This window comes from Amycolatopsis sp. lyj-23 (assembly GCF_046549135.1).
Lineage (GTDB): Bacteria > Actinomycetota > Actinomycetes > Mycobacteriales > Pseudonocardiaceae > Amycolatopsis.
In genome coordinates, this window is sequence record NZ_JAJPWN010000006.1 from 380,083 (window position 1) to 404,447 (window position 24,365).

The 24,365-nt window shown below is 71.1% G+C and carries 23 protein-coding genes; 11 read left to right on the forward strand and 12 right to left on the reverse strand.

Annotated elements, in window-relative coordinates; all coding sequences use genetic code 11:
• Positions 1 to 11 precede the first annotated feature (11 nt).
• Together ACLJPY_RS17655 and ACLJPY_RS17660 are read left to right on the forward strand one after the other, a co-directional pair.
• Positions 12 to 1,205, forward strand: a complete 1,194-nt coding sequence (locus ACLJPY_RS17655) for a macrolide family glycosyltransferase (RefSeq protein ID WP_410589742.1) — start codon at positions 12 to 14, stop codon at positions 1,203 to 1,205.
• Between the two features lie 108 nt (positions 1,206 to 1,313).
• The gene (locus ACLJPY_RS17660) at positions 1,314 to 1,973 is read left to right on the forward strand and encodes a response regulator (protein ID WP_410589744.1); all 660 of its coding nucleotides are present in this window, start codon (positions 1,314 to 1,316) and stop codon (positions 1,971 to 1,973) included.
• Between the two features lie 15 nt (positions 1,974 to 1,988).
• Here ACLJPY_RS17660 and ACLJPY_RS17665 read toward each other — a convergent pair whose 3' ends face one another.
• The gene (locus tag ACLJPY_RS17665; RefSeq protein WP_410589746.1) at positions 1,989 to 2,429 is read right to left on the reverse strand and encodes a nuclear transport factor 2 family protein; all 441 of its coding nucleotides are present in this window, start codon (positions 2,427 to 2,429) and stop codon (positions 1,989 to 1,991) included.
• A 5-nt stretch (positions 2,430 to 2,434) separates the two neighbouring features.
• The gene (locus tag ACLJPY_RS17670; protein ID WP_410589748.1) at positions 2,435 to 3,310 is read right to left on the reverse strand and encodes a TIGR03619 family F420-dependent LLM class oxidoreductase; all 876 of its coding nucleotides are present in this window, start codon (positions 3,308 to 3,310) and stop codon (positions 2,435 to 2,437) included.
• Positions 3,311 to 3,456: 146 nt separating this feature from the next.
• Here ACLJPY_RS17670 and ACLJPY_RS17675 point away from each other — a divergent pair, with 146 nt between their 5' ends.
• Positions 3,457 to 4,281, forward strand: coding sequence for a hypothetical protein (locus tag ACLJPY_RS17675; RefSeq protein ID WP_410589750.1), 825 nt, complete (start codon positions 3,457 to 3,459; stop codon positions 4,279 to 4,281).
• A 184-nt stretch (positions 4,282 to 4,465) separates the two neighbouring features.
• On the opposite strand, the gene ACLJPY_RS17680 is transcribed toward ACLJPY_RS17675, so the two are convergent.
• Both ACLJPY_RS17680 and ACLJPY_RS17685 read right to left on the reverse strand, forming a co-directional pair.
• Entirely contained in the window at positions 4,466 to 5,275 is an 810-nt protein-coding gene (locus ACLJPY_RS17680; protein ID WP_410589752.1) for an Fpg/Nei family DNA glycosylase, read from the reverse strand.
• Positions 5,275 to 5,748: a ribose-5-phosphate isomerase gene (locus ACLJPY_RS17685; protein ID WP_410589753.1), complete on the reverse strand. Its 474-nt coding sequence runs from the start codon at positions 5,746 to 5,748 to the stop codon at positions 5,275 to 5,277. The genes ACLJPY_RS17680 and ACLJPY_RS17685 overlap by 1 nt, the downstream gene beginning before the upstream one ends.
• A 45-nt stretch (positions 5,749 to 5,793) precedes the next feature.
• On the opposite strand from ACLJPY_RS17685, the gene ACLJPY_RS17690 reads away from it, so the two are divergent.
• Complete coding sequence (locus ACLJPY_RS17690; protein WP_410589754.1) at positions 5,794 to 6,516, forward strand: 2-phosphosulfolactate phosphatase; 723 nt, start codon at positions 5,794 to 5,796, stop codon at positions 6,514 to 6,516.
• Positions 6,513 to 7,322, forward strand: coding sequence for an MBL fold metallo-hydrolase (locus ACLJPY_RS17695; RefSeq protein WP_410589756.1), 810 nt, complete (start codon positions 6,513 to 6,515; stop codon positions 7,320 to 7,322). The genes ACLJPY_RS17690 and ACLJPY_RS17695 overlap by 4 nt, the downstream gene beginning before the upstream one ends.
• A gap of 51 nt (positions 7,323 to 7,373) precedes the next feature.
• Here ACLJPY_RS17695 and ACLJPY_RS17700 read toward each other — a convergent pair whose 3' ends face one another.
• The gene (locus tag ACLJPY_RS17700; protein WP_410589758.1) at positions 7,374 to 7,994 is read right to left on the reverse strand and encodes a DsbA family protein; all 621 of its coding nucleotides are present in this window, start codon (positions 7,992 to 7,994) and stop codon (positions 7,374 to 7,376) included.
• Positions 7,995 to 8,147: 153 nt separating this feature from the next.
• Between ACLJPY_RS17700 and pepN the strand changes: the two genes are divergently transcribed.
• Both pepN and lepB read left to right on the forward strand, forming a co-directional pair.
• Positions 8,148 to 10,712, forward strand: a complete 2,565-nt coding sequence (pepN, locus tag ACLJPY_RS17705; protein ID WP_410589928.1) for an aminopeptidase N — start codon at positions 8,148 to 8,150, stop codon at positions 10,710 to 10,712.
• Positions 10,713 to 10,869: 157 nt separating this feature from the next.
• Positions 10,870 to 11,805 carry a signal peptidase I gene (gene lepB, locus ACLJPY_RS17710; RefSeq protein WP_410589759.1) on the forward strand — a complete coding sequence of 312 codons (936 nt, stop codon included), beginning with the start codon at positions 10,870 to 10,872 and terminating at the stop codon, positions 11,803 to 11,805.
• Between the two features lie 91 nt (positions 11,806 to 11,896).
• On the opposite strand, the gene ACLJPY_RS17715 is transcribed toward lepB, so the two are convergent.
• The gene (locus ACLJPY_RS17715) at positions 11,897 to 12,385 is read right to left on the reverse strand and encodes a DUF5130 family protein (RefSeq protein WP_410589760.1); all 489 of its coding nucleotides are present in this window, start codon (positions 12,383 to 12,385) and stop codon (positions 11,897 to 11,899) included.
• On the reverse strand, positions 12,372 to 12,626 hold the full coding sequence (locus ACLJPY_RS17720; protein ID WP_410589761.1) for a hypothetical protein: 255 nt from the start codon (positions 12,624 to 12,626) through the stop codon (positions 12,372 to 12,374). The genes ACLJPY_RS17715 and ACLJPY_RS17720 overlap by 14 nt, the downstream gene beginning before the upstream one ends.
• Before the next feature lie 278 nt (positions 12,627 to 12,904).
• Between ACLJPY_RS17720 and ACLJPY_RS17725 the strand changes: the two genes are divergently transcribed.
• On the forward strand, positions 12,905 to 13,276 hold the full coding sequence (locus ACLJPY_RS17725) for a hypothetical protein (protein ID WP_410589763.1): 372 nt from the start codon (positions 12,905 to 12,907) through the stop codon (positions 13,274 to 13,276).
• A gap of 158 nt (positions 13,277 to 13,434) precedes the next feature.
• Here the strand turns inward: ACLJPY_RS17725 and ACLJPY_RS17730 are convergent, their stop codons facing one another.
• Positions 13,435 to 13,932 (reverse strand): HNH endonuclease, encoded by a 498-nt coding sequence (locus ACLJPY_RS17730; RefSeq protein WP_410589764.1) that lies wholly within the window; start codon positions 13,930 to 13,932, stop codon positions 13,435 to 13,437.
• A 358-nt stretch (positions 13,933 to 14,290) separates the two neighbouring features.
• On the opposite strand from ACLJPY_RS17730, the gene ACLJPY_RS17735 reads away from it, so the two are divergent.
• The 3 genes from ACLJPY_RS17735 to ACLJPY_RS17745 all read left to right on the forward strand — a co-directional run bounded on the left by ACLJPY_RS17735 (position 14,291) and on the right by ACLJPY_RS17745 (position 17,351).
• Positions 14,291 to 15,283, forward strand: coding sequence for a mechanosensitive ion channel family protein (locus ACLJPY_RS17735; RefSeq protein WP_410589766.1), 993 nt, complete (start codon positions 14,291 to 14,293; stop codon positions 15,281 to 15,283).
• Positions 15,284 to 15,402: 119 nt separating this feature from the next.
• Positions 15,403 to 15,804: a globin gene (locus tag ACLJPY_RS17740; RefSeq protein ID WP_410589767.1), complete on the forward strand. Its 402-nt coding sequence runs from the start codon at positions 15,403 to 15,405 to the stop codon at positions 15,802 to 15,804.
• Positions 15,801 to 17,351 (forward strand): glycoside hydrolase family 13 protein, encoded by a 1,551-nt coding sequence (locus ACLJPY_RS17745; protein WP_410589768.1) that lies wholly within the window; start codon positions 15,801 to 15,803, stop codon positions 17,349 to 17,351. Before ACLJPY_RS17740 ends, ACLJPY_RS17745 begins: the two co-directional genes overlap by 4 nt.
• A gap of 150 nt (positions 17,352 to 17,501) precedes the next feature.
• Here the strand turns inward: ACLJPY_RS17745 and ACLJPY_RS17750 are convergent, their stop codons facing one another.
• From ACLJPY_RS17750 to ACLJPY_RS17765, 4 genes are read right to left on the reverse strand one after another with little or no spacing between them, the layout of a single operon-like run.
• Positions 17,502 to 17,756, reverse strand: a complete 255-nt coding sequence (locus ACLJPY_RS17750) for a hypothetical protein (RefSeq protein ID WP_410589769.1) — start codon at positions 17,754 to 17,756, stop codon at positions 17,502 to 17,504.
• A 52-nt stretch (positions 17,757 to 17,808) separates the two neighbouring features.
• The gene (locus ACLJPY_RS17755; protein ID WP_410589770.1) at positions 17,809 to 18,444 is read right to left on the reverse strand and encodes a hypothetical protein; all 636 of its coding nucleotides are present in this window, start codon (positions 18,442 to 18,444) and stop codon (positions 17,809 to 17,811) included.
• On the reverse strand, positions 18,437 to 18,856 hold the full coding sequence (locus ACLJPY_RS17760) for an acyl-CoA thioesterase (protein WP_410589771.1): 420 nt from the start codon (positions 18,854 to 18,856) through the stop codon (positions 18,437 to 18,439). The genes ACLJPY_RS17755 and ACLJPY_RS17760 overlap by 8 nt, the downstream gene beginning before the upstream one ends.
• On the reverse strand, positions 18,853 to 23,841 hold the full coding sequence (locus tag ACLJPY_RS17765) for an NAD-glutamate dehydrogenase (RefSeq protein ID WP_410589772.1): 4,989 nt from the start codon (positions 23,839 to 23,841) through the stop codon (positions 18,853 to 18,855). The genes ACLJPY_RS17760 and ACLJPY_RS17765 overlap by 4 nt, the downstream gene beginning before the upstream one ends.
• Positions 23,842 to 24,365: the final 524 nt, after the last annotated feature.

Consider the following 24,365-nt stretch of genomic DNA (forward strand, 5'->3'; position numbering starts at 1 on the left):
GGAGCTTTCCCATGGCACACATCGCACTGCTGACCATCCCCGCGTACGGGCACGTGATGCCGACGCTGGACGTCGTCGCCGAACTGGTCCGCCGCGGGCACCGCGTCACCTTCGCCACGACGGACCGGTTCGCGCACCTCGTGGCCCCGACCGGGGCGCGGGTGCTGCGGTACGAGTCCTCCTTGACGCCGAAGCCGCGCACCGAGGACCCGCCCGCCGACTTCGCCGCGTGGCTGCCGCTGGTGCTGGTCGTGGAAAGCGCGGCGACCATCCCGGCGTTCGAGATCGGTTTCGCCGCCGACGCACCGGATCTGGTCCTGTACGACCGGACCGTGTACGCGACCGGACGGGTGCTGGCGGCGAAGTGGGGCGTGCCCGCCGTGGAGCTGTTCCCGTCCTTCGCCTACAACGACCACTGGTCGCTGGCGAAGTTCCTCGACGAGGAAAACGGTTTCAGCGAAGCACACCCCGCCCGCGTCGCGTTCCGGGAGAAGCTCGCCGAGCTGACGCGGGCCCACGGCGTCCCGGCGATCTCGCCGGCGGACTTCGCCGTCGGCCGCGAGGAGTTCGCGCTCGCGTTCGTGGCCAGGGAGTTCCAGTACGAAGGCGACACGTTCGACGACCGCTTCGCGTTCGTCGGCCCGTGCCTGGGCGACCGGAGGTTCCAGGGCGAATGGCAGCCGCCGTCGGACGGCGGGCCGGTGCTGCTGGTGTCGCTCGGCACGGCGTTCAACGACCGGCCGGAGTTCTTCCGAGCCGCCGTGACGGCGTTCGCCGGCTCCGAGTGGCACGTCGTGCTGTCGATCGGCGGCCTCGACCCCGCTTCGCTCGGGGAGCTGCCCCCGAACATCGAGGCGCACGCGCACCTGCCGCAGCTGACGGTGCTGGAGCACGCCTCGGCCTTCGTCACCCACGCGGGCATGGGCGGGACGATGGAGGCACTGCACTTCGACACGCCGATGGTGGCGCTGCCGCAGAGCGTCGAACAGGCCGCCGTGGCGAACCGGGTCGCGGAACTCGGCCTCGGCACGAACCTGGCCGGCCGGGAACCGACACCGGAGCTGCTGCGCGACGCCGTCGAGACGACGGCGGCCGACGAGCGCGTGCGGTCCGCCGTCGCGGCGATGGGCGCGCGGGTGCGCGCCGCCGGTGGCGCGGTGCGCGCGGCCGACGAGCTCGAGCGGCACCTCGAGCCCGCTTCCTGACCCGCTGGTCCGGCCGCCTGAGGGAAGGACCGCAGCGGTCCGGGACCGCGCGAGGAACCCGGTACGGTTGGCGTCGCCCAGCCCGGCCCGGAGTCCCAGGAGCGATTCGTGCGCGTAGTCCTCGCGGAGGATCTCTACCTGCTTCGAGACGGGATGACGCGACTGCTGGAAGCCCACGGGTTCACCGTGGTGGGCGCGGTGGGCAACGCGACGGAGCTGCTGAAGGCGATCGACGACGAAGCACCGGACGTCGCGGTGGTGGACGTGCGCCTCCCGCCGGGCTTCAGCGACGAGGGGATCAAGGCGGCCCTGGAAGCTCGCCGCCGCCGGCCGGGTCTGCCGGTGCTGGTGCTGTCCCAGCACGTCGAGCAGACGTACGCCCGCGAGCTGCTGGCGGACGGCGCGGGCGCGATCGGCTACCTGCTGAAGGACCGGGTGCTGAACGCGGGCCAGTTCGTCGACGCACTGCGCATGGTGGCGGCGGGCGGGACGGCGATGGACCCCGAGGTCATCACGAAGCTCCTCGCGAGCCGAGCCCGCCGCGGCCCGCTGGACGCGTTGACGCCCCGCGAGCGCCAGGTGCTGGAGCTGATGGCGGAGGGCCGGTCGAACGCGGCCATCGCCCAGCGGCTGACGATCAGCGAGGCCGCGGTCGGCAAGCACACGGCGAGCATCTTCACGAAGCTGGACCTGGCCCAGCACGGGGACGACAACCGGCGCGTGCTGGCGGTGCTGGCCTACTTGAGCAGCAAGGCCCGGCCGGCCTGAGCCCGCTCGGCCGTCCTACACCTGGCGTGCCGTGGCCATCGCGCGTTCGGTCTCCCAGAACGCGCGCACCGACCGGATCAGCCCGTCCTCGCCGACGCGGTAGACGAACACCCCGTCGGTGTCCACGCGGTAGCCGCCCGGCAGGAACGTCGTGATCGTGCCGACGTTGGCCACCTCGTCGCCGCCCGCGTGGGAGTCCCGGATGGTGAACTCGAAGCTTTCGACGTTCGCGATCGTCTTGTCCCAGAAGGCGCCGATGCCGTCGCGGCCGTGGTGGCCCTTGCCCGCCTCGTCGAAGAACGACGGGCCGACCGGGTCCTCGACCACGGCGTCCGGGGCGAACAGGGCCAGCCAGCCCTCCTTGTCGCCCGCGGCCACCGCCGTCATCGAGGCGAACGCCGCGCGCCGCGCCGCCGGCTGCTCCTGCTCGGTGTCCCAGCTGACCTGCACGCCCACGGCAGTCACTCCTCGAACTTCGCGATGATCTCGGCCCCGAACTTGCGGATCGCTTCGAGCTTGGGCTCGACCGGCGCGTCGAACCCGACGCCGTCGAACACCCACGGCATCGTGATGACGTCGGTGACGCCCACCTCGGCCTGCTCGCGGTAGCCGTCGAGGCCGAAGCGGTCGATGCAGACGGCCTGGTACTCGAACGGGACGTCGGCGCGGCCCTGCTCGGCCAGCAGCTCCTTGAGCCGCGCGATCGTGTCGCGCAGCTCGTCGAGCTTCATCATCGCCGACGACCAGCCGTCGGCGACCCGGGCGGCGCGCTTGAGCGCGACTTCGGTGTGGCCGCCGATGTAGAAGGGCACGCGCGAGGGCGGCGCCGGGCTCATCTGAATTTTGTCGAAGTCGTAGAACTCGCCGTGGTACTCGACCATCCCGCCGTCGAGGATGAGCCGAAGCACGTCGATGGCCTCGTCGACGCGCTTGCCGCGCCGCTCGAACGGCACGCCGCAGTACTCGAACTCCTGGGGCAGCCAGCCGACGCCGAGCCCGAGGCCGAACCGGCCGCCGGTGAGCACCGCCGCCGAGCCGACCTGGCGGGCCAGCAGGACCGGGTTGCGCGAGCCGAGTTTGAGCACCGACGTGTAGAAGTGGATGCGGCTGGTCACCGCGCCCATCGACGCCGTCGCGACGAGCGGGTCCACCCAGGGCGTCTCCGCGGTCCAGAACCGGCTGCCGTCGGGGGTGTACGGGTAGTCCGTGTCCACCGTTTCGGCGTAGAAGAGCGAGTCGGGCAGGGCGATGGAGGCGAAGCCGGCCTCTTCGGCGGCCCGGGCGAGCTCGCCCAGCTGATCGAGGGGGTTCATCGCGATCGACAGGGTGAACTTCATAGCTGAACTATAACGTGTTCTAGTTTGCTCGGCCAGGGCTCGCGGTGGGCCCGGTCACGCTCCGGGAACCCACCGCGTAGCGTCCGCGTTGTCCGTTTCACAAGGTGACCACCGGTCACCGAGCCCCGAACTTCCAGGAGTGGTCCATGGGCACCGCGATCTTCCTGATCGTGCTCGTCGTCGTGATCGTCGGTGGCGGCCTCTATTTCTCGCGGCAGCGCGCCGCGGCCCGGCAGCGGGAGCTGGACGACGCCAAGGCCGACGCCCGCCGCCTGGTCGAGCGGCTCGGCGGCCAGGTCCTCAACCTCAACGGCACGGACACCGCGTCGCAGCAGGCGATGGCCGACGCGAGCGAGCGCTACAACGCCGCCGGTTCGCAGCTGGAGCAGGCCCGCACGGTCGAACAGGCCCGGCTGGTCAAGGACACCGCCCTCGAAGGCCTTTACTACGTCCGCGCCGCGCGGGTCGCGATGGGCATGGACCCCGGCCCGCAGCTGCCGGAGGAGGCCGAGCGCGAGCGCGCCGGCAAGGTCACCGAACGCCGTGACGTCGACGTCGAGGGCCAGCACTACTCCGCCTCGCCGGACCCCGGCCAGGACACGCCGTACTACTACCCCGGCGGCCGCGTCGCGGGCCGTCCGGTGCCGCAGGGCTGGTACAGCGAGCCGTGGTGGAAGCCGGCGCTCGTGGCCGGTGCCTGGGGCCTCGGGTCGATGTTCCTGTTCAGCGCGATGTTCTCCGGCATGAGCGGCATCGCGAGCGCCTCGGCCTGGGAGTCCGGCTACGACGCGGGCCAGCAGGACGCCCTCGACTCCGGCGACGTGGGCGGCGGCGACGACTTCACCGGTGACGGCGGCGACGGCGGCGGTGACTGGGGCGGAGACTCCGGCGGCGGCGACTGGGGCGGCGGCGGCTTCGACGGCGGGGGTTTCGACGGGGGTGGCTTCGACGGCGGCGGCTTCGACTTCTGACCCCTGATTTCAAGCGCCCCAAGGCGGCCTTCGGTGCGTCTCACGCACCGAAGGCCACATTGGGTGCGTCTCACGCACCGAAGGCCACATTGGGTGCGTTGAATCAGCACTGCGGCGCGGAGCGCCTCCGTTGAGGGTGGCGGCGGGGGCATGGATGGAGCACCGAAGGCCACATTGGGGCGCTTCAGGCGGTTTGGCAGCGGGGGCACCAGTAGAGGTTGCGGCCCACCAGCTCCGAGTGCGCCACCGGTGTCCCGCACACCAGGCACGGCTCACCCGTGCGCCGGTAGACGTAGACCTCGCCGCCGTGGCGGTCCACCCGGGCCGCGCGACCCATCGCTTCCGGCAGGTGTTCCGGGCGGACCGTGTCGATGCGGCCGACGCGGACGCCGTCGCGCATCAGGGTCACCAGGTCGGCCCAGATCGCGTCCCACAGCGCCCGATCGAGTGACCGGCCCGGGGTGAGCGGCGCGACGCCGTGGCGGAACAGCACCTCGGCGCGGTACACGTTCCCGACCCCGGCCAGCACCGCCTGGTCCATCAGCAGCGCCGCGATCGAGGTCTTGGACCGCGAAATCCGCGCCCAGGCCAGCTCCGGTTTCGCGTCGCGGCGCAGCGGGTCGGGACCGAGCCGGGCCTTGATCGCGTCGGCCTGGGCGACGTCCAGCAGCTCGCACTTCGTCGGCCCGCGCAGGTCCGTCCAGTGCGTCCGGCCGGCCAGCCGCAGCCGGACCTGGCCCACCGGCTCGGGCGCGGGCAGCGGGGCTTCCCCGAAGGTGCCGTAGAGCCCCAGGTGGATGTGCACCACGCCGTGCGGGCCGTAGTCGTGGAACAGGTGCTTGCCGTACGCCTCGGCGCCGACGAACACCCGACCGTCCAAACGGGACGCTTCGGCGGCGAACCGGCCCTGTGGGCTGCTCACCTCGACCGGTGCGCCGGCGAACCGGCGCTTGTGCAGCCGCGCGAGCCGGTGGAGCGTGTGCCCCTCGGGCATCAGGCCTCCGGCAACGCCGGCGGGGTCCCGGTGCGCTCGTAGTCGAGCAGCTGCTGGACGCGGCGGGCGTGCCGCTCCTCCGGCGAGACCTCCGTCGCCAGGAACGCCTCGACGATCTCGGTCGCCTCCTCGGCGGTGTGCATCCGGGCGCCGACGCCGATCAGCTGGGCGTGGTTGTGCTCCCGGCACAGCTTGGCGGTCTCGACGCTCCAGGCCAGGCCGGCCCGGGCACCGGGGACCTTGTTCGCGGCGATCTGCTCGCCGTTGCCCGAGCCGCCGACGACGATGCCGCGGCTGCCCTCGTCGGCCACCACCCGCAGCGCCGTCTCGACGCAGTACGCCGGGTAGTCGTCCTCCGCGTCGTAGACCTGCGGACCGATGTCGGTGACTTCGTGGCCCTGCTTCTCCAGGTGAGCCACCAGGTGGTTCTTCAGCTCGAAACCGGCATGGTCGGATCCCAAGTAGACACGCACGGTCAGGAGTCTGCCACCACGGCCGGTGTCGGGCATGCTCCGGGGGTGGGCATCTGGGAGCAGTCCGGCAGCGACGTGCGGCTCGAGTGGGGCGCCGAAGGCGTCGCGGCGCTGGGCCGGGAATGCGCGGTGCTGGTGGTCGTCGACGTGCTTTCCTTCGGCACGACCACGGATCTCGTGGTCGGCCGCGGCGGCCGCGTCCTGCCGGTGCGGTGGCGCGACGAGCGCGGCATCGCGGCGGCGCGGGCCGCGGGGGCGGTCATCGCCGGCGAGGGCGGTTTCACCCTGCGGCCGTCTTCTGTGACGGAAATCCCTCCCGGCACCCTCCTCGCGCTCCCTTCGCCCAACGGCGCGACGCTGTGCGACGCCGCCGCGGCGACCGGAGCGCACGTGCTCGCGGGTTGTCTGCGCAACGCCACCGCCGTCGCGGCGAAGGCCGCTTCGCTCGGCGGCCCGGTCGGGCTCATCGCGGCCGGGGAACGCTGGGGCGTGAACGTTTTCGGTGACGGCGAAACGTTCGGGCCGCTGCGGCCCTGCGTCGAGGACCAGGTCGGCGCCGGGGCGATCGCCGCCGCACTGGCCGAGCAGGGGCTGTCGCTGTCCGCCGAAGCCGCGCTCGCCGCGCGGTCCGCCGACGTCACGGCCCTGGCGGCCTGCGTTTCGGCGCGCGAGCTGCGCGAAGCCGGCCACGACGGCGACGTCGTGCTGGCCACTCAAACCGACGTGAGCGACGCCGCTCCCGTCCTGACCGGAGGAGTACTGGCATGACCGGCCGCTGGATCGAGCTCGCCGAAAGCGTGCACGCCCGCCGCTACGAGGAGCTGGACCTGACCGTCGGGCTGGTGGTGGGCGCGGAGCGCTGCCTGGTCGTCGACACGCGCGGCGACCTCGAGCAGGGCGCCGAGCTCGCCGCGGCGGTCCGGGAGCTGACGCCGCTGCCGTGGGCGGTGGTGTACACGCACGCGCACTTCGACCACGCCTGGGGCACCGAGGCCTTCGGCCCGTGCGCCGTCTGGGCCCACGAGGGCTGCCGCGCCGAGCTGGCCGAGACCGCCGAGGCCGCCCGGGACCAGTGGATCGCCTACTACCGCGAACAGGGCAAGGCCGGCGTCGCCGACGCCATCGCGCGCACCACGTTCGTGCTGCCGGATCACCTGTTCACCGACCGCACCGAGCTCGACCTCGGCGGCCGCTCGGCGGTCCTGCTGCACCCCGGCCGCGCCCACACCGACCACGACGTCGTCGTGCACGTGCCGGACGCGGACGTGCTCTTCGCCGGGGACGTCGTCGAGAACGCCGAACACGGCTTCAGCGCGTTCTCCTTCAGCGCGGGCTCGGACCTGACCGCCTGGCCGGACACGTTCGACCGGCTCCTCGCGCTGCAGCCGCGGGTGATCGTGCCCGGTCACGGCGACCCGGTCGACGCCGGCTTCGTCCGCTACCACCGGCACGGCCTGCACGAGCTGATCGCGCTCAAGGCCGCGATGGGCCGCGGCGAGACGACCGAGGCCGCCGCCGTGGCCGCGTCCCCCTACCCCGGCGACGTCACCCTCGCCGCCCTCGCGACGCCGTGAACGGCGAAGGGGCGGTGGCCCTCTGCGCCACCGCCCCTTCGCCTGGCTCCCCTAGTCGAAGTTCAGCTCACCGGTACGGGTGCGCTTGAGCTCGAAGAAGTCCGGGTAGCTCGCCAGCGCGACGGCGCCGTCGAACACCTTCAGGGCGTCCTCACCGCGCGGGATCGAGCTCAGGACCGGGCCGAAGAACGCCACTCCGTCGATGTGGATCGTCGGGGTGCCGACGTCCTGGCCGACCGGGTCCATGCCCTCGTGGTGGCTCTTCTTCAGCGCCTCGTCGTACTCGGTCGAGTGAGCGGCCTCGGCCAGCTCGGCCGGCGCGCCGATCGTGGCCAGCGCCTCCTTGATGACCGTGTCGTAGTCCTTGAGGCCCTGGTTGTGGTACCGGGTGCCGAATTCGGTGTAGTACTCGCGCAGCACCTCTTCGCCCTTGAGCTGCGACAGCGCCACGGCCACGCGCACCGGACCCCAGCCCTTGGCCAGCAGCTCCTTGTACTGCTCGGGCAGCCCATCCCGGCCGTCGTTCAGCACCGCCAGGCTCATGATCCGGAAGTGCAGGTCCAGGTTGCGGTGCTTCTCCACCTCCAGGATCCAGCGGGAGGTGATCCACGCGAACGGGCAGATCGGGTCGAAGTAGAAATCGACCTTCGTGGGCTGCTCGGCAGCGGTCATGCGGGCACTCCTGAGTTCCGTCTCGATGTGGGCGGACCCCCACAGGACGAGCCAACACCGGGAAACGCGGGGTTGTTCCCTTATCGCCCGCCACCCCGTCCCCATGATTGGATGCGGGGAGTTGAAAACCGATACCAACGACCAGAGGTGCCTGTGCCCGCCCCCAACCTGACCCGTGATCAAGCCAAGCTGCGCGCGGATCTGCTCGACGTCACCGGTTACGACATCGAGCTCGATCTGACCGACGGCCACGGCGGACCCGGGGAGAAGACCTTCGCGTCGACGACGACCGTCCGGTTCTCCAGCGCCCGGGCCGGCGAATCGACGTGGGTCGACATCGTCGCCGACCGCGTGCACTCGGCCACCCTGAACGGCGCGGACGTCGACGTCAGCGCGTACGTCGAGGACAAGGGCATCGCGCTGGCCGGGCTGGCCGAGTCCAACGAGCTCACGGTGACCGCCGACTGCCGGTACATGAACACCGGCGAAGGCCTGCACCGGTTCGTCGACCCGGTCGACGACGGCGTCTACCTGTACACGCAGTTCGAGACGGCCGACGCCAAGCGCATGTTCGCCTGCTTCGACCAGCCGGACCTGAAGTCGGTCTACCGGCTCACGGTCATCGCGCCGAAGGACTGGAAGGTCGTGTCCAACGCGATCGTCGAGTCCGCGGAGGAGACGCCGGAAGGCGCCGTCCGCACGGTCTTCAAGGAGTCCGAGCGGATCTCGACCTACCTCGTCGCGCTGGTCGCCGGCCCGTACGCCGAGTGGCGTGACGAGTACACCGACGACCACAAGACCATCCCGCTCGGCATCTACTGCCGCGCGTCGCTGGCCGAGCACATGGACGCCGACCGGCTGTTCACCGAAACCAAGCAGGGCTTCGGCTTCTACCACGAGAAGTTCGGCACGCCCTACCCGTTCTCCAAGTACGACCAGCTGTTCGTGCCGGAGTTCAACGCGGGCGCGATGGAGAACGCCGGCGCGGTGACGTTCCTGGAGGACTACGTCTTCCGCAGCCGCGTCACCCGCTACGCCTACGAGCGGCGCGCCGAGACGCTGCTGCACGAGATGGCGCACATGTGGTTCGGCGACCTGGTCACCATGCGCTGGTGGGACGACCTGTGGCTGAACGAGTCGTTCGCGACCTTCGCGAGCGTGCTGGCCCAGGCCGAGGCCACCGAGTACAAGAACGCGTGGACCAGCTTCGCCAACATCGAGAAGTCGTGGGCCTACCGGCAGGACCAGCTGCCCTCGACGCACCCGATCGCGGCCGACATCGTCGACCTCCACGCGGTCGAGGTCAACTTCGACGGCATCACCTACGCCAAGGGCGCGAGTGTCCTCAAGCAGCTCGTCTCCTACGTGGGGCTGGACCACTTCCTCGACGGCCTGAAGGTGTACTTCGGCAAGCACGCCTGGGGCAACGCGACGCTGGCCGACCTGCTGGGCGCGCTGGAGGAGGCGTCCGGGCGCGACCTGTCGTGGTGGAGCGCGCAGTGGCTGGAGACCACCGGGCTGAACTCGCTGAGCCCGCGGTACGAGGTCGGCGCGGACGGCAGCTTCACGTCGTTCGCCGTCGTGCAGTCCGGGGCCAAGCCGGGCGCCGGTGAGCTGCGCACGCACCGCGTCGCGGTCGGCGTCTACGACGAGCAGGACGGCAAGATCGTCCGCACCCAGCGGGTCGAGCTGGACGTCGACGGCGAGCGCACCGAGGTCCCGGACCTGGTCGGCCGGCCCGCGGGCAAGCTGGTGCTGGTCAACGACGACGACCTCACGTACTGCACGATGCGCCTCGACCCGGCGTCGCTGACGACGCTGATCGACCGCATCGCCGACATCACCGAGCCGCTCCCCCGCACGCTGTGCTGGTCGGCGGCGTGGGAGATGACCCGCGAAGCCGAGCTGAAGGCCCGCGACTTCGTCACGCTGGTGCAGCGCGGAATCCACACGGAGACCGAGGTCGGCGTGGTCCAGCGGCTGCTGCTGCAGGCCCAGACGGCGTTGAACTCCTACGCGGAGCAGGAGTGGGCGACCTCGACGGGCTGGCCGGCGTTCACCGCGCGGCTTCTGGAGCTGGTCCGGGCCGCGGAGCCGGGGTCGGACCACCAGCTGGCGTTCGTGAACTCGCTGGCCGGCTCGGTGCTGGACGCGGACCTGCTGGCGGTGCTGGCCGGCTGGCTCGACGAGTCGGCCCCGCTCGAGGGCCTGACGGTGGACACGGACCTGCGCTGGCGCCTGCTGCACGCACTGGTGGCCCACGGCAAGGCGGACGCAACGGAGATCGACGCCGAGCTGGCCCGCGACAACACGGCAACGGGCCGTCGTCAGGCAGAGCGCGCCCGAGCGCTGCGCCCGACGGCGGAGGCCAAGGCCGACGCGTGGCAGCGAGCGGTGTACGACGACGAGCTGCCGAACGCGGTGAGCGACTCGCTGATTTCGGGCTTCTCGCACCCGGGCCAAAAGGCGCTGCTGGGCGAGTACGTGGCCAAGTACTTCGAGGTCATCGACGAGGTGTGGCAGCGACGGTCCAGCGAGCGGGCCCAGCCGATGGCGATCGGCCTGTACCCGTCGTGGGCGGTGGCCCCGGAGACGGTGACGGCCTCGGACGAGTGGCTGGCGGGCGAGCACCCGCAGGCGTTGCGCCGCTTGGTGTCAGAGGGCCGGGCGGGAATCGTGCGGGCGTTGGCGGCACGGGACTTCGACGCACAGGCATGAGTTTCGAGTGGCGGGCCGTGCTTGACGCACGGCCCGCCACCGGCTCGGCAAGCGAGGTCATCCGGCAGCCCACCAACCAGGCAGCCGAACCGGCCACACCTCCCTTCCGACAGAGCTCACCCGGCTCCGCGCCGACTCCGACCGGTAGCCTGACGAAGTGGCCGAGCCCGCGTCCCAGAACGCTGCCGGGAATGACCCCGACCTCTCCGAGGAAGACAAGCCCCGGCTGTCCCGCTCCGAGGAGCGCGGCAGATCCGGTCGCCGAGCCAAACCCGCCAAGAAACGGTCGTTCTGGAAGGAACTGCCGATCCTGCTCGTGATCGCCCTGGTGCTCACGATCCTGATCCAGACATTCCTGGCGAAGGTCTTCATGATCCCGTCAGGATCGATGGAGGCCACCCTGCACGGGTGCCCCGGGTGCACCGGCGACCGGATCCTCGTCGACCGCGTCACCTACGACTTCACCGAGCCTTCCCCAGGTGACGTGGTGGTGTTCGAGGGCCCGCCGCCGTGGGTGAACAACGAGGTCGCGCCGCAGGAGTCGGGCAACATCGTCGTCCGCGGCCTGCGCGGTCTCGGTTCGCTGGTCGGCTTCGCGCCGCCGGACGAGCGCGACTTCGTCAAGCGCGTGATCGCGGTCGGCGGCCAGACCGTCGAATGCTGTGACAAGCAGGGCCGGGTCGTGGTGGACGGCAAGGGGCTCGATGAGCCCTACGTCCACTGGGAAGACCCGTCGGACCAGGCGGAACACCCCTTCGCCCGAGTCAAGGTCCCGGCCGGGATGGTGTGGGTCATGGGCGACAACCGCAACAACTCCCTCGACTCCCGGTTCCAGGGTGGTGGCGGCGTGAACGGCGCGGTTCCGGTGGACAACATCATCGGCAAGGCGCGGATCATCGTCCTGCCGCCGAGCCGCTGGGGCGGCATCACCGACCACAACCCGCAGGAGTCGGCGCAGCCGGTCGCCCTCGGGGCGCCGGCCTGGCAGAGCGGGCTCCCGCTCGGCGCCGGGATCGCGGCGGCGTGGCCGGCGTTGTTCGCCGGGCGCAAGCTCAAGGCCGGAGTGCGCCGGGCGGCCAGGCGGAAAACCTAGCTCGAGTTCCAGCCGGTTCGGGGTCGCCATGGTCGGCAGGCGCGCGAAAACGGCCCCGCACCAAGGTACGGAGCCGCCTCACGTCAGAAACCTACCGAGGCGCCGGACCAGCCTGGTCCGAAAGCATCCGCAGCGCGTTCACCAGGCCGTTCACCAGCCCACGCACCAGATCGCCCTCCTTGAACGACGCCACCATGCTCGCCACCGCGAGCTTGGCGCCGCGGTCCGGCAGGCGCAGGTGCGCCGTGCGGCCCGTGACGATCTCGATCAGCCGCTCGCCCGGGGAAACCGCGATCAGCACCGCGTTCGCCGGGTTCGCCGTCGTCGCGTGCAGCCGCTCCGCCGTCGCGCGGCTTTCCGCCCCCAGCTCGCCGAGGTACAGGCTGAAGTCCAGGCCGGTTTCCCGGCTCGCGAACGTCAGCGCCTCGTCGAGGCGGGCCAGCTGCCGCGTGTTGAACGGCCCGGACGGCGCCTCCGGCTCGTACATCCTGGCCGCGGACACGCGGCCGCTCGCCATCAGTGCCTCGCCGTAGCCCAGTTCGGACTCGTCGACGCGCTTCGTCAGCTCACCAGTTGCCACGAGCGCCTCCCGCCGCGGTCGGGGCGCCCTCGGGCGCGCTGTTCTCGGTACCGGCGTGCCCGTGCGCGGTGCCGGCACCTTCCGGGTTGGCGCTCCACCACATGGCCGGGTACTCCCAGGCCTGGCCGGACCGGGGCCGCGAGGCACCGCCGGACCTGCGCCGGAGCGTCAGCAGCCCGGCGAGGCCGTAGATGGCCAGCGGGATCACGGCGAAGACCACGATCGTCTCGACAACGTTCACGGCGCTGAGCGTATCGGATGACCTCCGCGCCCACCGCGCGCGGCGCACTCGACCGTTCGTCGTAAGCCGAGTGCCGTCCGCCGCTTGGCTCGCGGGCACTGGCACGTTGGGGCGAAGACCGTCGGGCCGAAAGGTTGCAACTCAACGTACAGGCGGCCGCACCCGCCGCTGTCGTCTTGTCCGGGCCTTGAAATCCTCGTAGCTTTTTCACCTGTACGGGCCTTGCGCCCCGCTCCTCAGCCCCAGCAGGTAACGCACCGGTCCCAGGAGGCCTTGCCATGAACAGCGTCCACACGCCCGCACAGGCGATCACCGAGACCTTGTCGTCACTGAGCGACATCGAATTCGTCCCCGGAACGCGTGTGACGGCGGGCACAAGGGTTACCCGGGGTACACGTGTCACTCGCGGTACACGTGTCACGGCGGGAACGCGCGTCACGGCGGGCACCCGGGTGACGGCGGGCACGCGAGTCACCCGAGGGACCCGGGTCACGCGTGGCACCCGCGTCACGATGGGCACGCGTGTGACGGCCGGCACGCGAGTCACCTGCGGCACCCGCGTCACGCGAGGCACCCGGGTCACCCGCGGCACGCGCGTCACCATGGGCACCCGCGTCACCTGCCAGAGCGACTACACGCTCGCCGCCTGACCCCGTACTCCAGGGCCGCGCACTACCTGAGCACTTCGCGCAAGCACCCGGCTCGCCCCGGCCGCCGCAAGGCAGCCGGGGCGCCGGCTTGTCCAGGCTCCCTCAGCCGCCTCAGGCGGGGTCGTCCGCGGGCTTCGCGACCCGTGCCGCCGCCACGATCAGGCTGCGGAGCCGAGGTACGGCCGCCAGAGCGGGTCGGCCTCCTTGGAGTGGGCGAGCAGCCGCCAGTGCGGACCGTGCGGGGCGCGCGGGACCACGCGCAACCGCCAGCCGATCTCCGAGAGCAGCCGGTCCGCCTTGCGGTGGTTGCACTTGGCGCAGCAGGCGACGCAGTTCGTCCAGCTGTGGGGGCCACCCCGGCTGCGCGGGAGGACGTGGTCGATCGTCTCGGCCCGCCCTCCGCAGTAGGCGCAGCGGTACCGGTCGCGGTGCATGAGACCCGCGCGGGTCAGCGGCACCTGGGCCCGATACGGTACGCGTACGTACGTGCTGAGGCGGATCACCGAGGGCACCGGCAACGACACCTTCGCCGAATGCAGTTCGGTGCCGCCGGGGTCACCGTGGACCACTTCGGCCTTGCCGCACATCACGAGCACGACGGCGCGCCGCAGCGGCAGCGCCGTCAGCGGCTCGAAGGTGGCGTTGAGCAGGAGCACCCGGCGTCGGCCCCAGGCCGGGGCGGCCGGATCCCGGCCTCTACTACGCTGTCCGGGCGGGCGGGTCACTCCCCCTGGGCGGGTCCCCGGCCCGGCCGGGACGGTTCCGCCGGATGCGGAACCCCCCGGATAGGCACGCAGAACCACCTCTGGCGCCTCGTCGGCCGTGGCTCGGCCGGAGGCGCCGCGGGGGCTGGGTTGTCGGTCTGGCACTCGACCACCTCCAGGGGCGTAGGCATAGTCGACCACAGAACAGGCCCCCAGCGCACGTGTGTTACAAGACGTGTCACATCCGCGCGACCCAACATCCACTCGCCGTTGGGGCAGCCGACCCGATCGGAAGGATGAACGAACCGCCGTGCTCCCCCTGCTCCCCGCCGACCCCCCGCCGTGCCTGAAGGACCCCAGCACGTTCTGCGCCCAGGTGTTCGCCGTGACGCACAACGAGTGGCTCGCGGGCTCGGCGAACTGGCTGATCACCAAGCCGGTCAAGATCCTGATGATCATCGTGATCGCGTTCGTGGTCCGCTTGCTCGTCAGGAGGCTGATCAACCGCGTCACGACGCTGCCGAAGTCCGGCGGCAAGCTCCCGTCGCTGCTGCGCCCCCTGCGCGAGCGCGCCCCGGAGGTGCTCGGCGCGGCCGTCATCGAACGGCGCCGCCAGCGCGCCATGACCATCGGCTCGGTGCTGAAGTCGATGGCGACGTTCCTGATCTACGGCCTGGCGTTCATCCTCGTGCTGGGCGAACTCGGCATCAACCTGGGCCCGATCATCGCCTCGGCCGGCATCATCGGCGTCGCGATCGGGTTCGGCGCGCAGAACCTGGTCAAGGACTTCCTGTCCGGCATCTTCATGATGGTCGAGGACCAGTACGGCGTCGGCGACGTCGTGGACGTCGGCGAGGCCTCCGGCACGGTCGAGTCCGTCGGCCTCCGGATCACCACGCTGCGTGACGTCAAGGGCACGGTCTGGTACGTCCGCAACGGTGAGGTGCTGCGCGTCGGCAACTCGAGCCAGGGCTTCGCGGTCGCGGTCGTCGACGTCCCCCTCGGCTACACCGCCGACGTCGAGCGCGCGGCGACGGTGCTCGCCGACGCGGCCTCCGCGGCCACAGAGGGTGACGCGCTGAAGGACAACGTCCTCGAGCCGCCGGAGATGCTGGGTGTGGAAAGCGTCACACCGGAAGGCATCCAGCTGCGGCTGACGGTGAAGGTGCGCCCGGGCAAGCAGTGGGCGGTGCAGCGGGCCCTGCGCGCGCAGCTGCTGGCGGCCCTGGAGGAGGCGGGCTTCGAACCGCCGCTCGGCCGGCTGTTCCCGCCCGCGGCTCCGGCGGTCGCCGACAAGAAGTGACCGAGCGGCCGGTCTTCGCGGACGGTCGCCGTGGCGGGCACGGTTACGCTGGGAAACGGGTTTGCGACCATCCGGCATGAGCGGACCGGGCGTCGGGGAACCCGGACCCCAGGGGCAAAATGGAAGGCGTGTCTGCAGTGAGCGAACCGGCGAACCTCTACGAAGCGATCGGTGGCGAACCGACGTTCCGCCGCATCGTCGGGCGCTTCTACGAGGAGGTCGCGCGCGACGAGGTCCTGCGTCCGCTCTACCCCGAAGAGGACCTCGGGCCGGCCGAGGAGCGCTTCCGGCTGTTCCTCATCCAGTACTGGGGCGGCCCGCACACCTACTCCGACCAGCGCGGGCACCCGCGGCTGCGGATGCGGCACGGGCCGTTCAAGATCGGGCCGATCGAGCGGGACGCCTGGCTGCGGTGCATCCGGATCGCCGTCGACGAAGAGAACCTGGAAGAGCCGTACCGCGGGCAGCTCTGGGCCTACCTGGAGATGGCTGCGCACAGCATGATGAACAGCTTCGTATGAGAGAGCCAGCCTGGTGGCGCGATGCCGTCTTCTACCAGGTCTACGTGCGCTCGTTCGCCGACTCGGACGGTGACGGCGTCGGAGACCTGGAAGGCATCCACTCCCGGCTCGGTTACCTGGAGCTGCTGGGCGTCGACGCGCTGTGGCTGACGCCGTTCTACCGCTCCCCGATGGCCGACCACGGCTACGACATCGCCGACCCGCGCGACGTCGACCCGATGTTCGGCACCCTCGGGGACTTCGACGTGCTGCTCACCGAAGCGCACAAGCGGGGCATCAAGGTCACCGTCGACGTGGTCCCGAACCACACCAGCAACCAGCACGCCTGGTTCAAGTCGGCGATGGCCGCCGCACCGGGCAGCCCGGAGCGCGACCGGTACGTCTTCCGCGACGGCGTCGGCCCCCGGGGCGAGGACCCGCCGAACAACTGGGTCAGCGCGTTCGGCGGCCCGGCCTGGACCCGGGTGCCGGACGGCCAGTGGTACCTGCACCTGTTCGCGCCGCAGCAGCCGGACCTGAACTGGGCCAACCCGGAGGTCGCCGCCGACCTCGAGCGCACCCTGCGGTTCTGGCTCGAACGCGGCGTCGACGGCTTCCGCATCGACGTCGCCCACGGCATGGCCAAGCCACCCGGCCTGCCGGACATGGACCCGCGCGCGAACGGCATCGGACCGAACCACTACTACGACCCGCGGTGGGACCACGACGGCGTCCACGAGATCCACCAGATGATCCGCAAGGTGCTCGACGAGTTCCCGGACGCGATGGCGGTCGGCGAGATCTGGGTGACCGACGAGGAACGGCTGTCGCGCTACCTGCGGCCGGACGAGCTGCACCTGGCGTTCAACTTCCGGCTGGTGCTGACCCACTTCGACGCCGACGCCATGCGCACGGCCATCGAGCGGTCCCTGGCGGTCCCGGCCCGCACGGGCGCCCCGGCGACCTGGACGCTGGGCAACCACGACGTCTGGCGCCAGGTCACCCGCTACGGCGGCGGCGACACGGGGGTCCGGCGCGCGCGGGCGATGGCACTGGTGGAGCTGGCCCTGCCGGGCGCGGTGTACCTGTACAACGGCGAGGAATTGGGGCTGGCGAATGTTTCGCTGTCGCCTTCGGACATGGCGGATCCGCGGGCGAAGACGAGCGGAGCCGAGTTCGGCCGGGACGTCTCGCGGGTCCCGCTGCCGTGGGAGGGCGACCTGCCGCCGTTCGGTTTTTCGCGGAACCCGCGCACGTGGCTGCCGATGCCGGCTTCGTGGGCGGGGTTGACGGTGGAGAAGCAGATCGAGGACGCGGACTCGACGCTTTCGCTGTACCGGGCCGCGATCGAGTTGCGGAAGACGCATCCGGCGTTCAGCGGGGACGAGCTCGAGTGGTACGGGGCACCGGCGGGGTGCTTCGCCTTCCGGCGGCGTGGGGGTGGGTTGGTTTGTGCTTTGAATACTTCCGCTTCGCCGATCGCCTTGCCGCCGGGTGAGGTGTTGTTGTCGAGCAGTCCGCTCGTTGGGGGGAAGCTGCCTGCGGATTCGGCCGCTTGGCTGGTGTGAGGCTTCCACAGCCTGTGTTGGGTGTGGATAACTCCGGGTAGGGGCCTTTCGGGCGGCCTTTTCTGTCGGTGGCCGCCGATACGCTGGAAGCGGGGGCAGCCCCCAGGGAGGGCGGGCCTTGCGAGGGCGAGGCGTGTGCGGTGCGCGCGGTCAGCCGGACTGGTCGCCCGATCCCGAGCCGTCGTCGAAGGCGCCGCTGGCCAGCCACGCCACCAGGGCGGCGGCCTGGAGGTAGGGCGCCGCTTGGGCGGCCGCCCGGCCCGCCGCTCGCGTGCGGCCCCACCTCTCAGGTCTCTCCGCGGGCGGCGTCTCCCGCGCGCCCGCCGGACGGTCCCGGCGCCACGGGGTCTCCTCGGCGCGCACGTCGTCGAGGAAGTCCGCGGTCGGGTCTTCGTCCGGGCTCATGACTCCAGACTGCCACCGATGGGCGGCACCGGCGGCCGCCGTAAGGACTTCGTCAGAACAGCAGCGGCAGGAGCGCGTGGCGGCGCCGGACGATCGCGCCGTAACGGGCGTCCAGGCGCAGCCACGAGTCCGTCGCCGTCACGCGGACGACGTCGCCGGAAACGTCCGAATCCACGAAACCCATGCCCGACATCGCGAACAGGCAGCGCATCTGGACCTTGACCTCGACCGACCCGCCGGTCACCGTCAGGACCGCCTGGTCCATCAGGGACGCCGGCGGCGTGCCGTGCGGGCCCACGTTGTCCCTGGCCAGCGTCACCCCGCGGTCCGCCAGCTCGGACACCACCCGCGCCGGGAGCTCGTCGACCAGCGGCCAGCGGCCCGGCGGCGGCAGCTCGCCGTGCCAGAGCAGGTCGCGGGCCGGGCCCGGGTCCATCCGGGGGCCGCCCGCCACGGTCAGCGCCGCCAGCAGCTCGTTGCCGGACACCGTGACGTCGCCGGGGGTCACGTCGCCGGCCACGGCGCGGGTGGCCAGGCACTCGAACGGCGTCGCCGTCCAGGCCTCGACCACGCCGTCGCCGCGTTGACGCAGCCGGACGGCCGTCTGGCCGTCCAGCCGGACCGCGCGGGCGACGAACGCGCCGAGGGTCTCCCGGTCGGCCGCGTCCGGCACGAACAACTCAGGCATCCGCGAACCCCTGCTTCAGAAACTCCGACTCGGCCGGGGTGAGCCTACGCGGCCGCAGCTCGACCGTGTCGTACGGCGCCAGCACCGTCTCCGCCGTGACCGCCACGCGGTCGTCCGAAGAAGGGCCGCCGCGGACGCGGTAGGCCAGCGTGAAGCTCGCCGCGCGCAGCTCGGTCAGGTCGATCTCGATCCGCAGCTGCTGCCCGGACACCACGATCGGCGCCTTGTAGGCCACTTCCAGCCGCACCACGACGATGCCCTTCGGCAGCTGCTCCAGCCCCGCCTCGACCGCCGCCTCGAACAGCAGCGGAATGCGGGCCTCTTCCAGCAGCGTCACCAGCTTCGCGTGGTTGATGTGGCCGTAGACGTCCATGTCCGTCCAGCGCGGGCGGACGTGCGCAACGTAGGTCACCGCACCGTGCTCCGGATCTGGCGGGCCGCCACCGAAAGCGTCGCCAGGTCGAGCCGGCCGGACTTGGTGATCTCGTCGAGCGCGACGCGCGCCCGCTGCAGCCGGGAGGCGTTCGTCTTCTCCCACTGCGCGATCTTGGCGTCCCCGGACGACCCGGGATCGCTGTGGCGCAACGCGTCCAGCGTGATCGCCCGCAGCGAACTGTAGACGTCGTCGCGCAGCGAAAGCCGGGCGAGCGCGTGCCAGCGGTTGCCGCGTTCGAGCTTGCTGATCTCGGTGAGCATCTGGTCGATGTCCAGGTGCGCCGAGAGCGCGTAGTACAGCTCTGCGGTCTCGGCCGGGCTGTGCACGGCGTCCACGCCGATCTGCTGCTCGGCGAGCTCGGCCACCTCGGTGACGTCGAGCAGGCCGTAGGTGTGCAGCAGCAGCGACACCCGGCGCGCGAGGCCCTCGGGCACGTTCGCGGCGATCAGCTCGTCGATGTGCTTCTGCACGGACTCGGCCTCGCGGCCGCGCAACAGGTCGCCGAGCTTGGGCACCAGCTTGTCGAGCACCCGGCGGAAGCGCTTGATCTCCGACAGCGGGGCCAGCGGCTGCGGCCGGTTGGTGAGGAACCAGCGCGCGGCCCGGTCGAGCAGCCGCCGCGTCTCCAGCACCATCGCGTCGGCGACGTCGGTGTGCACGACGTTGTCGAGCGCGTCGATCTCCTGCCACAGCGCGGGCAGGTCGAACACCTGCGTCACGACCGCGTACGCGCGCACCGCGTCCGTCGCCGTGGCGTTCATCTCCTCCATCAGGCGGTAGACGAACGAGATGCCGCCGCCGTCGACCACTTCGTTGGCGATCATCGTGGTGATGATCTGGCGGTGCAGCGGGTGCTCGCCGATCGCGTCCGGGAACCGCTCGCACAGCGGCTTCGGGAAGTACTCCGGCAGCCGCGCGGCGAAGACCTTGGAGTCGGGCAGGTCGCTGGCCAGCAGCTCGTCCTTCAAGTCCAGCTTGACGTGGGCCAGCAGCGTCGCGAGCTCCGGCGAGGTGAGGCCCTTGCCCGCCTTCTCCAGCTCGCGGAACTCCGAGTTGCTGGGCAGCGCTTCGAGCTTGCGGTCGAAGGCGCCGGCGGAGACCAGCGCCTGCACCTGGCGCGCGTGCACCGACACCATCGGCGCGGCGTGCGCCCGGCTCACGCCGAGCACAGCGTTCTGCCGGTAGTTGTCCTCGAGCACCAGGGCGCCGACCTCGTCGGTCATCTCCTCCAGCAGCTCGTTACGCTGTTCGCGCTCCAGCTTGCCGGTCTGCACGAGGTGGTCGAGCAGGATCTTGATGTTGACCTCGTGGTCGGAGCAGTCGACGCCGGCGGAGTTGTCGAGCGCGTCGGTGTTGATCTTGCCGCCGTTCCGCGCGAACTCGATCCGGCCCAGCTGGGTCAGGCCGAGGTTGCCGCCCTCGCCGAAGACCTTGACGCGCAGCTGCTTGCCGTCGACGCGGATGGCGTCGTTGGCCTTGTCGCCGGCCGCGGCGTGGCTCTCGGTCTCCGCCTTGACGTAGGTGCCGATGCCGCCGTTCCACAGCAGCTCGACCGGCGCCAGCAGGATCGCCTGGATCAGGTCCATCGGCGCCAGCGCGGTGACGATGTCCTCGAGGCCGAGCGCCGTGCGGACCTGCGGGCTGATCGGGATCGACTTCGCCGTGCGCGGGTAGATCCCGCCGCCTTCGCTGATCAGCGAGCGGTCGTAGTCGTCCCAGGAGCTGCGCGGCAGGTCGAACAGCCGCCGCCGCTCGGCGTACGACGTCGCCGCGTCGGGGTCCGGGTCGAGGAAGACGTGCATGTGGTTGAACGCCGCGACCAGGCGGATGTGCTCGCTCAGCAGCATGCCGTTGCCGAAGACGTCGCCCATCATGTCGCCGATGCCGACGACGGTGAAGTCCTCGGTCTGGGTGTCCTTGCCCAGCTCGCGGAAGTGCCGCTTGACGCTCTCCCAGGCGCCCTTGGCGGTGATGCCCATGGCCTTGTGGTCGTAGCCGACCGAGCCGCCGGAGGCGAAGGCGTCGCCCAGCCAGAAGCCGTACTGCGCGGAGACCTCGTTGGCGATGTCGGAGAACTTCGCGGTGCCCTTGTCGGCCGCGACGACCAGGTAGGAGTCGTCGGCGTCGTGCCGGACGACGCCCGGCGCGGGCACGGTCTTGCCCTCGATGCGGTTGTCGGTCAGGTCGAGCAGGCCGGAGATGAACATGCGGTAGCAGGCGATGCCCTCGTTGAGCTGGGCGTCGCGGTCGATGCTCGCGTCGCCGCTGGGGGCCGGCGGGCGCTTGACGACGAAGCCGCCCTTCGCGCCGACCGGCACGATCACCGCGTTCTTCACCGCCTGCGCCTTGACCAGGCCGAGGATTTCGGTGCGGAAGTCCTCGCGCCGGTCGGACCAGCGCAGGCCACCGCGCGCGACCTCGCCGAAGCGCAGGTGCACGCCCTCGACGCGCGGCGAGTAGACGAAGATCTCGAACTTCGGCCGCGGTTCGGGCAGGTCGGGCACGCCGGCCGGGTCGAGCTTGATCGCCAGGAACGTCCGCGGCCGCCCGTCGGTGCCCATGACGTGGTAGTTCGTCCGCAGGGTGGCCCGGATAACGGCCATCAGGCGGCGCAGGATGCGGTCCTCGTCGAGGCTGGTGACCTCGTCGATCATCGCGTTCAGCTCGGAGACCAGTGCCTCCGTGGCGGCCTCGCGGTCGGCGTCGGCGAGCTTCGGGTCGAAGCGGGCCTCGAACAGCCGCAGGAGCTTGGTCGCGATCTGCGTGTGGTTCAGCAGCGTGTTCTGGATGTAGTCCTGCGAGAACGCGCTGCCGGCCTGGCGCAGGTAGCGCGAGTAGGCGCGCAGCACGGCGGCCTGGCGCCAGGTGAGCCCGCCGCGCAGGACGAGCCCGTTGAGGCCGTCGACCTCGGCGTCACCGCGCCAGGCGGCCTCGAAGGCGTCCTGGAAGCGCCCGCGCAACTCGTCGACGGCGTCCTCGTCGGACTCGTCGAGCATCTTCTGGTCGACGCGCAGGCCGAAGTCGTAGATCCAGCACGCGCCGCCGTCCTCGCGGTGCAGCTCGTACGGCCGCTCGTCGACCACCTCGACGCCCATGGCCTGCAGCACCGGGAGCACCTTCGAGAGCGTGACGCCCTCGCCGCGCAAGTAGAGCTTGAAGCGCCGCTCCCCCGGGCCGGCGTCGGCCGGCCGGTAGAACGACAGCGCGAGGTCGCCTTCGTCGGTCAGCGAGTCCAGCGAGCGGAGGTCGCCGAGGGCCTCTTCGGCGGTGAAGTCCTCTTTGTAGCCCTCGGGGAAGACCATCGCGAAGCGCTGGCCCTGCTCGGTGGCCGATTCCTCGCCGACGATCCCGACCGCGACGCCGCCGTCGGCGCGCTCCCGGCGTTCGTCGAGTACCGCCTCGACCATCCGGTCGTCCCAGGTGCGGACGGCGTTGTTCAGCCGGTCCTGGATCTTCAGCGTGTCCGGGTCGAGCCGGCGCGCCGGGTCGGTGTGGACGACGAAGTGCACCTGCGCGAGGACGGTCTCGCCGATCCGCGCGCTGTATTCGAGCTGAGTGCCTTCGAGCTCTTCGAGCAGGACTTCCTGCATCGCCAGCCGCGAGCGCGTGGTGTACCGGTCGCGCGGGAGGTAGACGAGGCAGGAGTAGAAGCGGCCGTAGGGGTCGCGGCGCAGGAACAGCCGCAGCCGGCGGCGGTCGGCCAGGGTGATCGCGCCGGTCGTCGTCGAGTAGAGCGAGTCCGTGTCGGCCGAGAACAGGTCGGCGCGCGGCCAGTTCTGCAGGATTTCGAGCATCCGCTGGCCGGAGAACGATTCGATCGGGAAGCCGGCGCGGTGGATGACCTCGCGCACGCGCTTGCAGACGACCGGGATGTCCAGGACGTTCTCGTGCAGCGCGGTCGTCGTGAACATGCCGAGGAAGCGGTGTTCGCCGGTGACGTTGCCCTCGGTGTCGAAGGTCTTCACCCCGACGTAGTACGGGTAGACCGGCCGGTGCACGGTCGAAGGCGCGCTCGCCTGGGTCAGCACCAGCAGCTTCGGCGCGAGGGCGGTGGTGGCGGTGTCCGGGCCGGCGGTGAGGCCGCGGGCGGCGAGGCTGTCCTGGCGGAGCACGCCGAGGCCGGAGGCCAGGACGGCGCGCAGCGCGGGCTCGTCCGAGTCCGGGTGCGGGTTGTCGACGATCTCGTAGCGGCGGTACCCGAGGAAGGTGAAGTGGCCGTCGGCCAGCCAGCGCAGCAGGCGGGCGCCCTCGGCGACCTCGTCCTCGGGCAGCTGTGGCGGGTCGGTCTCCAGTTCGCTCGCGAGCTGGCAGGCGGTCTGGGCCATCTTGTCGGCGTCTTCGACGACCTCGCGGACGTCGCCCAGCACGCTGGAGAGCCGGTTGTCGAGCTCGCGGGCGCGGTTGCGGTCGGTGACGAAGTCGATCTCGATGTACATCCACGACTCGGCGGCCGAGTTCGCGGGCGGCTCGGCCGGGTCGGCATCGGGGTGGACTTCGAGGAGTTCGCCGGTGAGGTCGCGGCTGACCACCACGATGGGGTGAACGATCCGCTGCACCTGCACGCCGTCGCGGGCGAATTCGGCGGCGATGGAGTCGACGAGGTAGGGCATGTCATCGGTGACGACCTGCACGACGGTGGCTTCCCGCGCCCAGCCGTCTTCGGCGACGGTCGGGTTCAGCAGCCGCACGGCCGGGCGGCCGGGCATCCGCGACTTGGCCAGCTGCAGGTGCGACCGGACGGCGCCGACCAGGTTGACGGGCTCGTCGCCGACGATCTCTTCGGGCGGGATGTGCCGGTAGTAGAGCCGGATGAGCTCACCGATCTCCGGCGCCAGCCCGGCCGCGGCGTCGATCAGGTCGTCCCTGATCTGCTCCGGGCTGGCCGGGGAGCGCGGGGCACCGAATTCGGGTTCGGCGTCGGCTCCGGTTCCGGGTAGGGACGAGACTCCGGTCGAGCTCATGTGAGACAACACTCCAGTTTGCGTGAGGTGGCACCGCGCCGGTTCGACGTTGAGCCGGCCACCCCACACTAATGCGCCGCGACGGCGGATCACATGAAGACCCAGGGGTTCCGCGAGACCCGAAAACCCTTTCTGGGCCTGGAAATCGCGGGATCGGTCAAGCTACTGACGGGTTGCGTAGCGCGGTGGTACGCGGCCCTGACCAGCCGTGCTCGGGGGGGTGTTGCGCGGGTCGAGGTCAACGTGATCGGTTCAGTTGATCGGGCCGGAAGCCGTTCGGCGAACGCTGTCGGCCGGTCGGCGACGTCGGGGTGCGATGGATGCCACTGTGGCGAGGGGTGGGCAGGTCGGCGATGGATCGGCGGGTTTCGCCGACGGGGTGCTCGTTGGGGTGAACCGTGGGGGTGGGGTCGGGTGGGAGGTTGCTGGGGCGGGAAAACTGTCGGTGGTCGCCGGTAGTGTGGAAGACGGGGGGGCGCCCCCGCGCGGGGGTTGTGGCTTGGCCACCCATCGAAGGTGTCTCC

What these genes read in the sequence shown, in the direction of transcription:
- ACLJPY_RS17680 (WP_410589752.1), bottom strand. Translation starts at nt 5,275, where the DNA reads ATGCCCGAGGGGCACACGCTCCACCGGCTCGCGCGGCTGCACAAGCGC.
- ACLJPY_RS17655 (WP_410589742.1), top strand. Translation starts at nt 12, where the DNA reads ATGGCACACATCGCACTGCTGACCATCCCCGCGTACGGGCACGTGATG.
- ACLJPY_RS17765 (WP_410589772.1), bottom strand. Translation starts at nt 23,841, where the DNA reads ATGAGCTCGACCGGAGTCTCGTCCCTACCCGGAACCGGAGCCGACGCC.
- ACLJPY_RS17670 (WP_410589748.1), bottom strand. Translation starts at nt 3,310, where the DNA reads ATGAAGTTCACCCTGTCGATCGCGATGAACCCCCTCGATCAGCTGGGC.
- ACLJPY_RS17745 (WP_410589768.1), top strand. Translation starts at nt 15,801, where the DNA reads ATGAGAGAGCCAGCCTGGTGGCGCGATGCCGTCTTCTACCAGGTCTAC.
- ACLJPY_RS17725 (WP_410589763.1), top strand. Translation starts at nt 12,905, where the DNA reads ATGAACAGCGTCCACACGCCCGCACAGGCGATCACCGAGACCTTGTCG.
- ACLJPY_RS17755 (WP_410589770.1), bottom strand. Translation starts at nt 18,444, where the DNA reads ATGCCTGAGTTGTTCGTGCCGGACGCGGCCGACCGGGAGACCCTCGGC.
- ACLJPY_RS17675 (WP_410589750.1), top strand. Translation starts at nt 3,457, where the DNA reads ATGGGCACCGCGATCTTCCTGATCGTGCTCGTCGTCGTGATCGTCGGT.
- ACLJPY_RS17695 (WP_410589756.1), top strand. Translation starts at nt 6,513, where the DNA reads ATGACCGGCCGCTGGATCGAGCTCGCCGAAAGCGTGCACGCCCGCCGC.
- ACLJPY_RS17700 (WP_410589758.1), bottom strand. Translation starts at nt 7,994, where the DNA reads ATGACCGCTGCCGAGCAGCCCACGAAGGTCGATTTCTACTTCGACCCG.
- ACLJPY_RS17740 (WP_410589767.1), top strand. Translation starts at nt 15,403, where the DNA reads ATGGAAGGCGTGTCTGCAGTGAGCGAACCGGCGAACCTCTACGAAGCG.
- ACLJPY_RS17750 (WP_410589769.1), bottom strand. Translation starts at nt 17,756, where the DNA reads ATGAGCCCGGACGAAGACCCGACCGCGGACTTCCTCGACGACGTGCGC.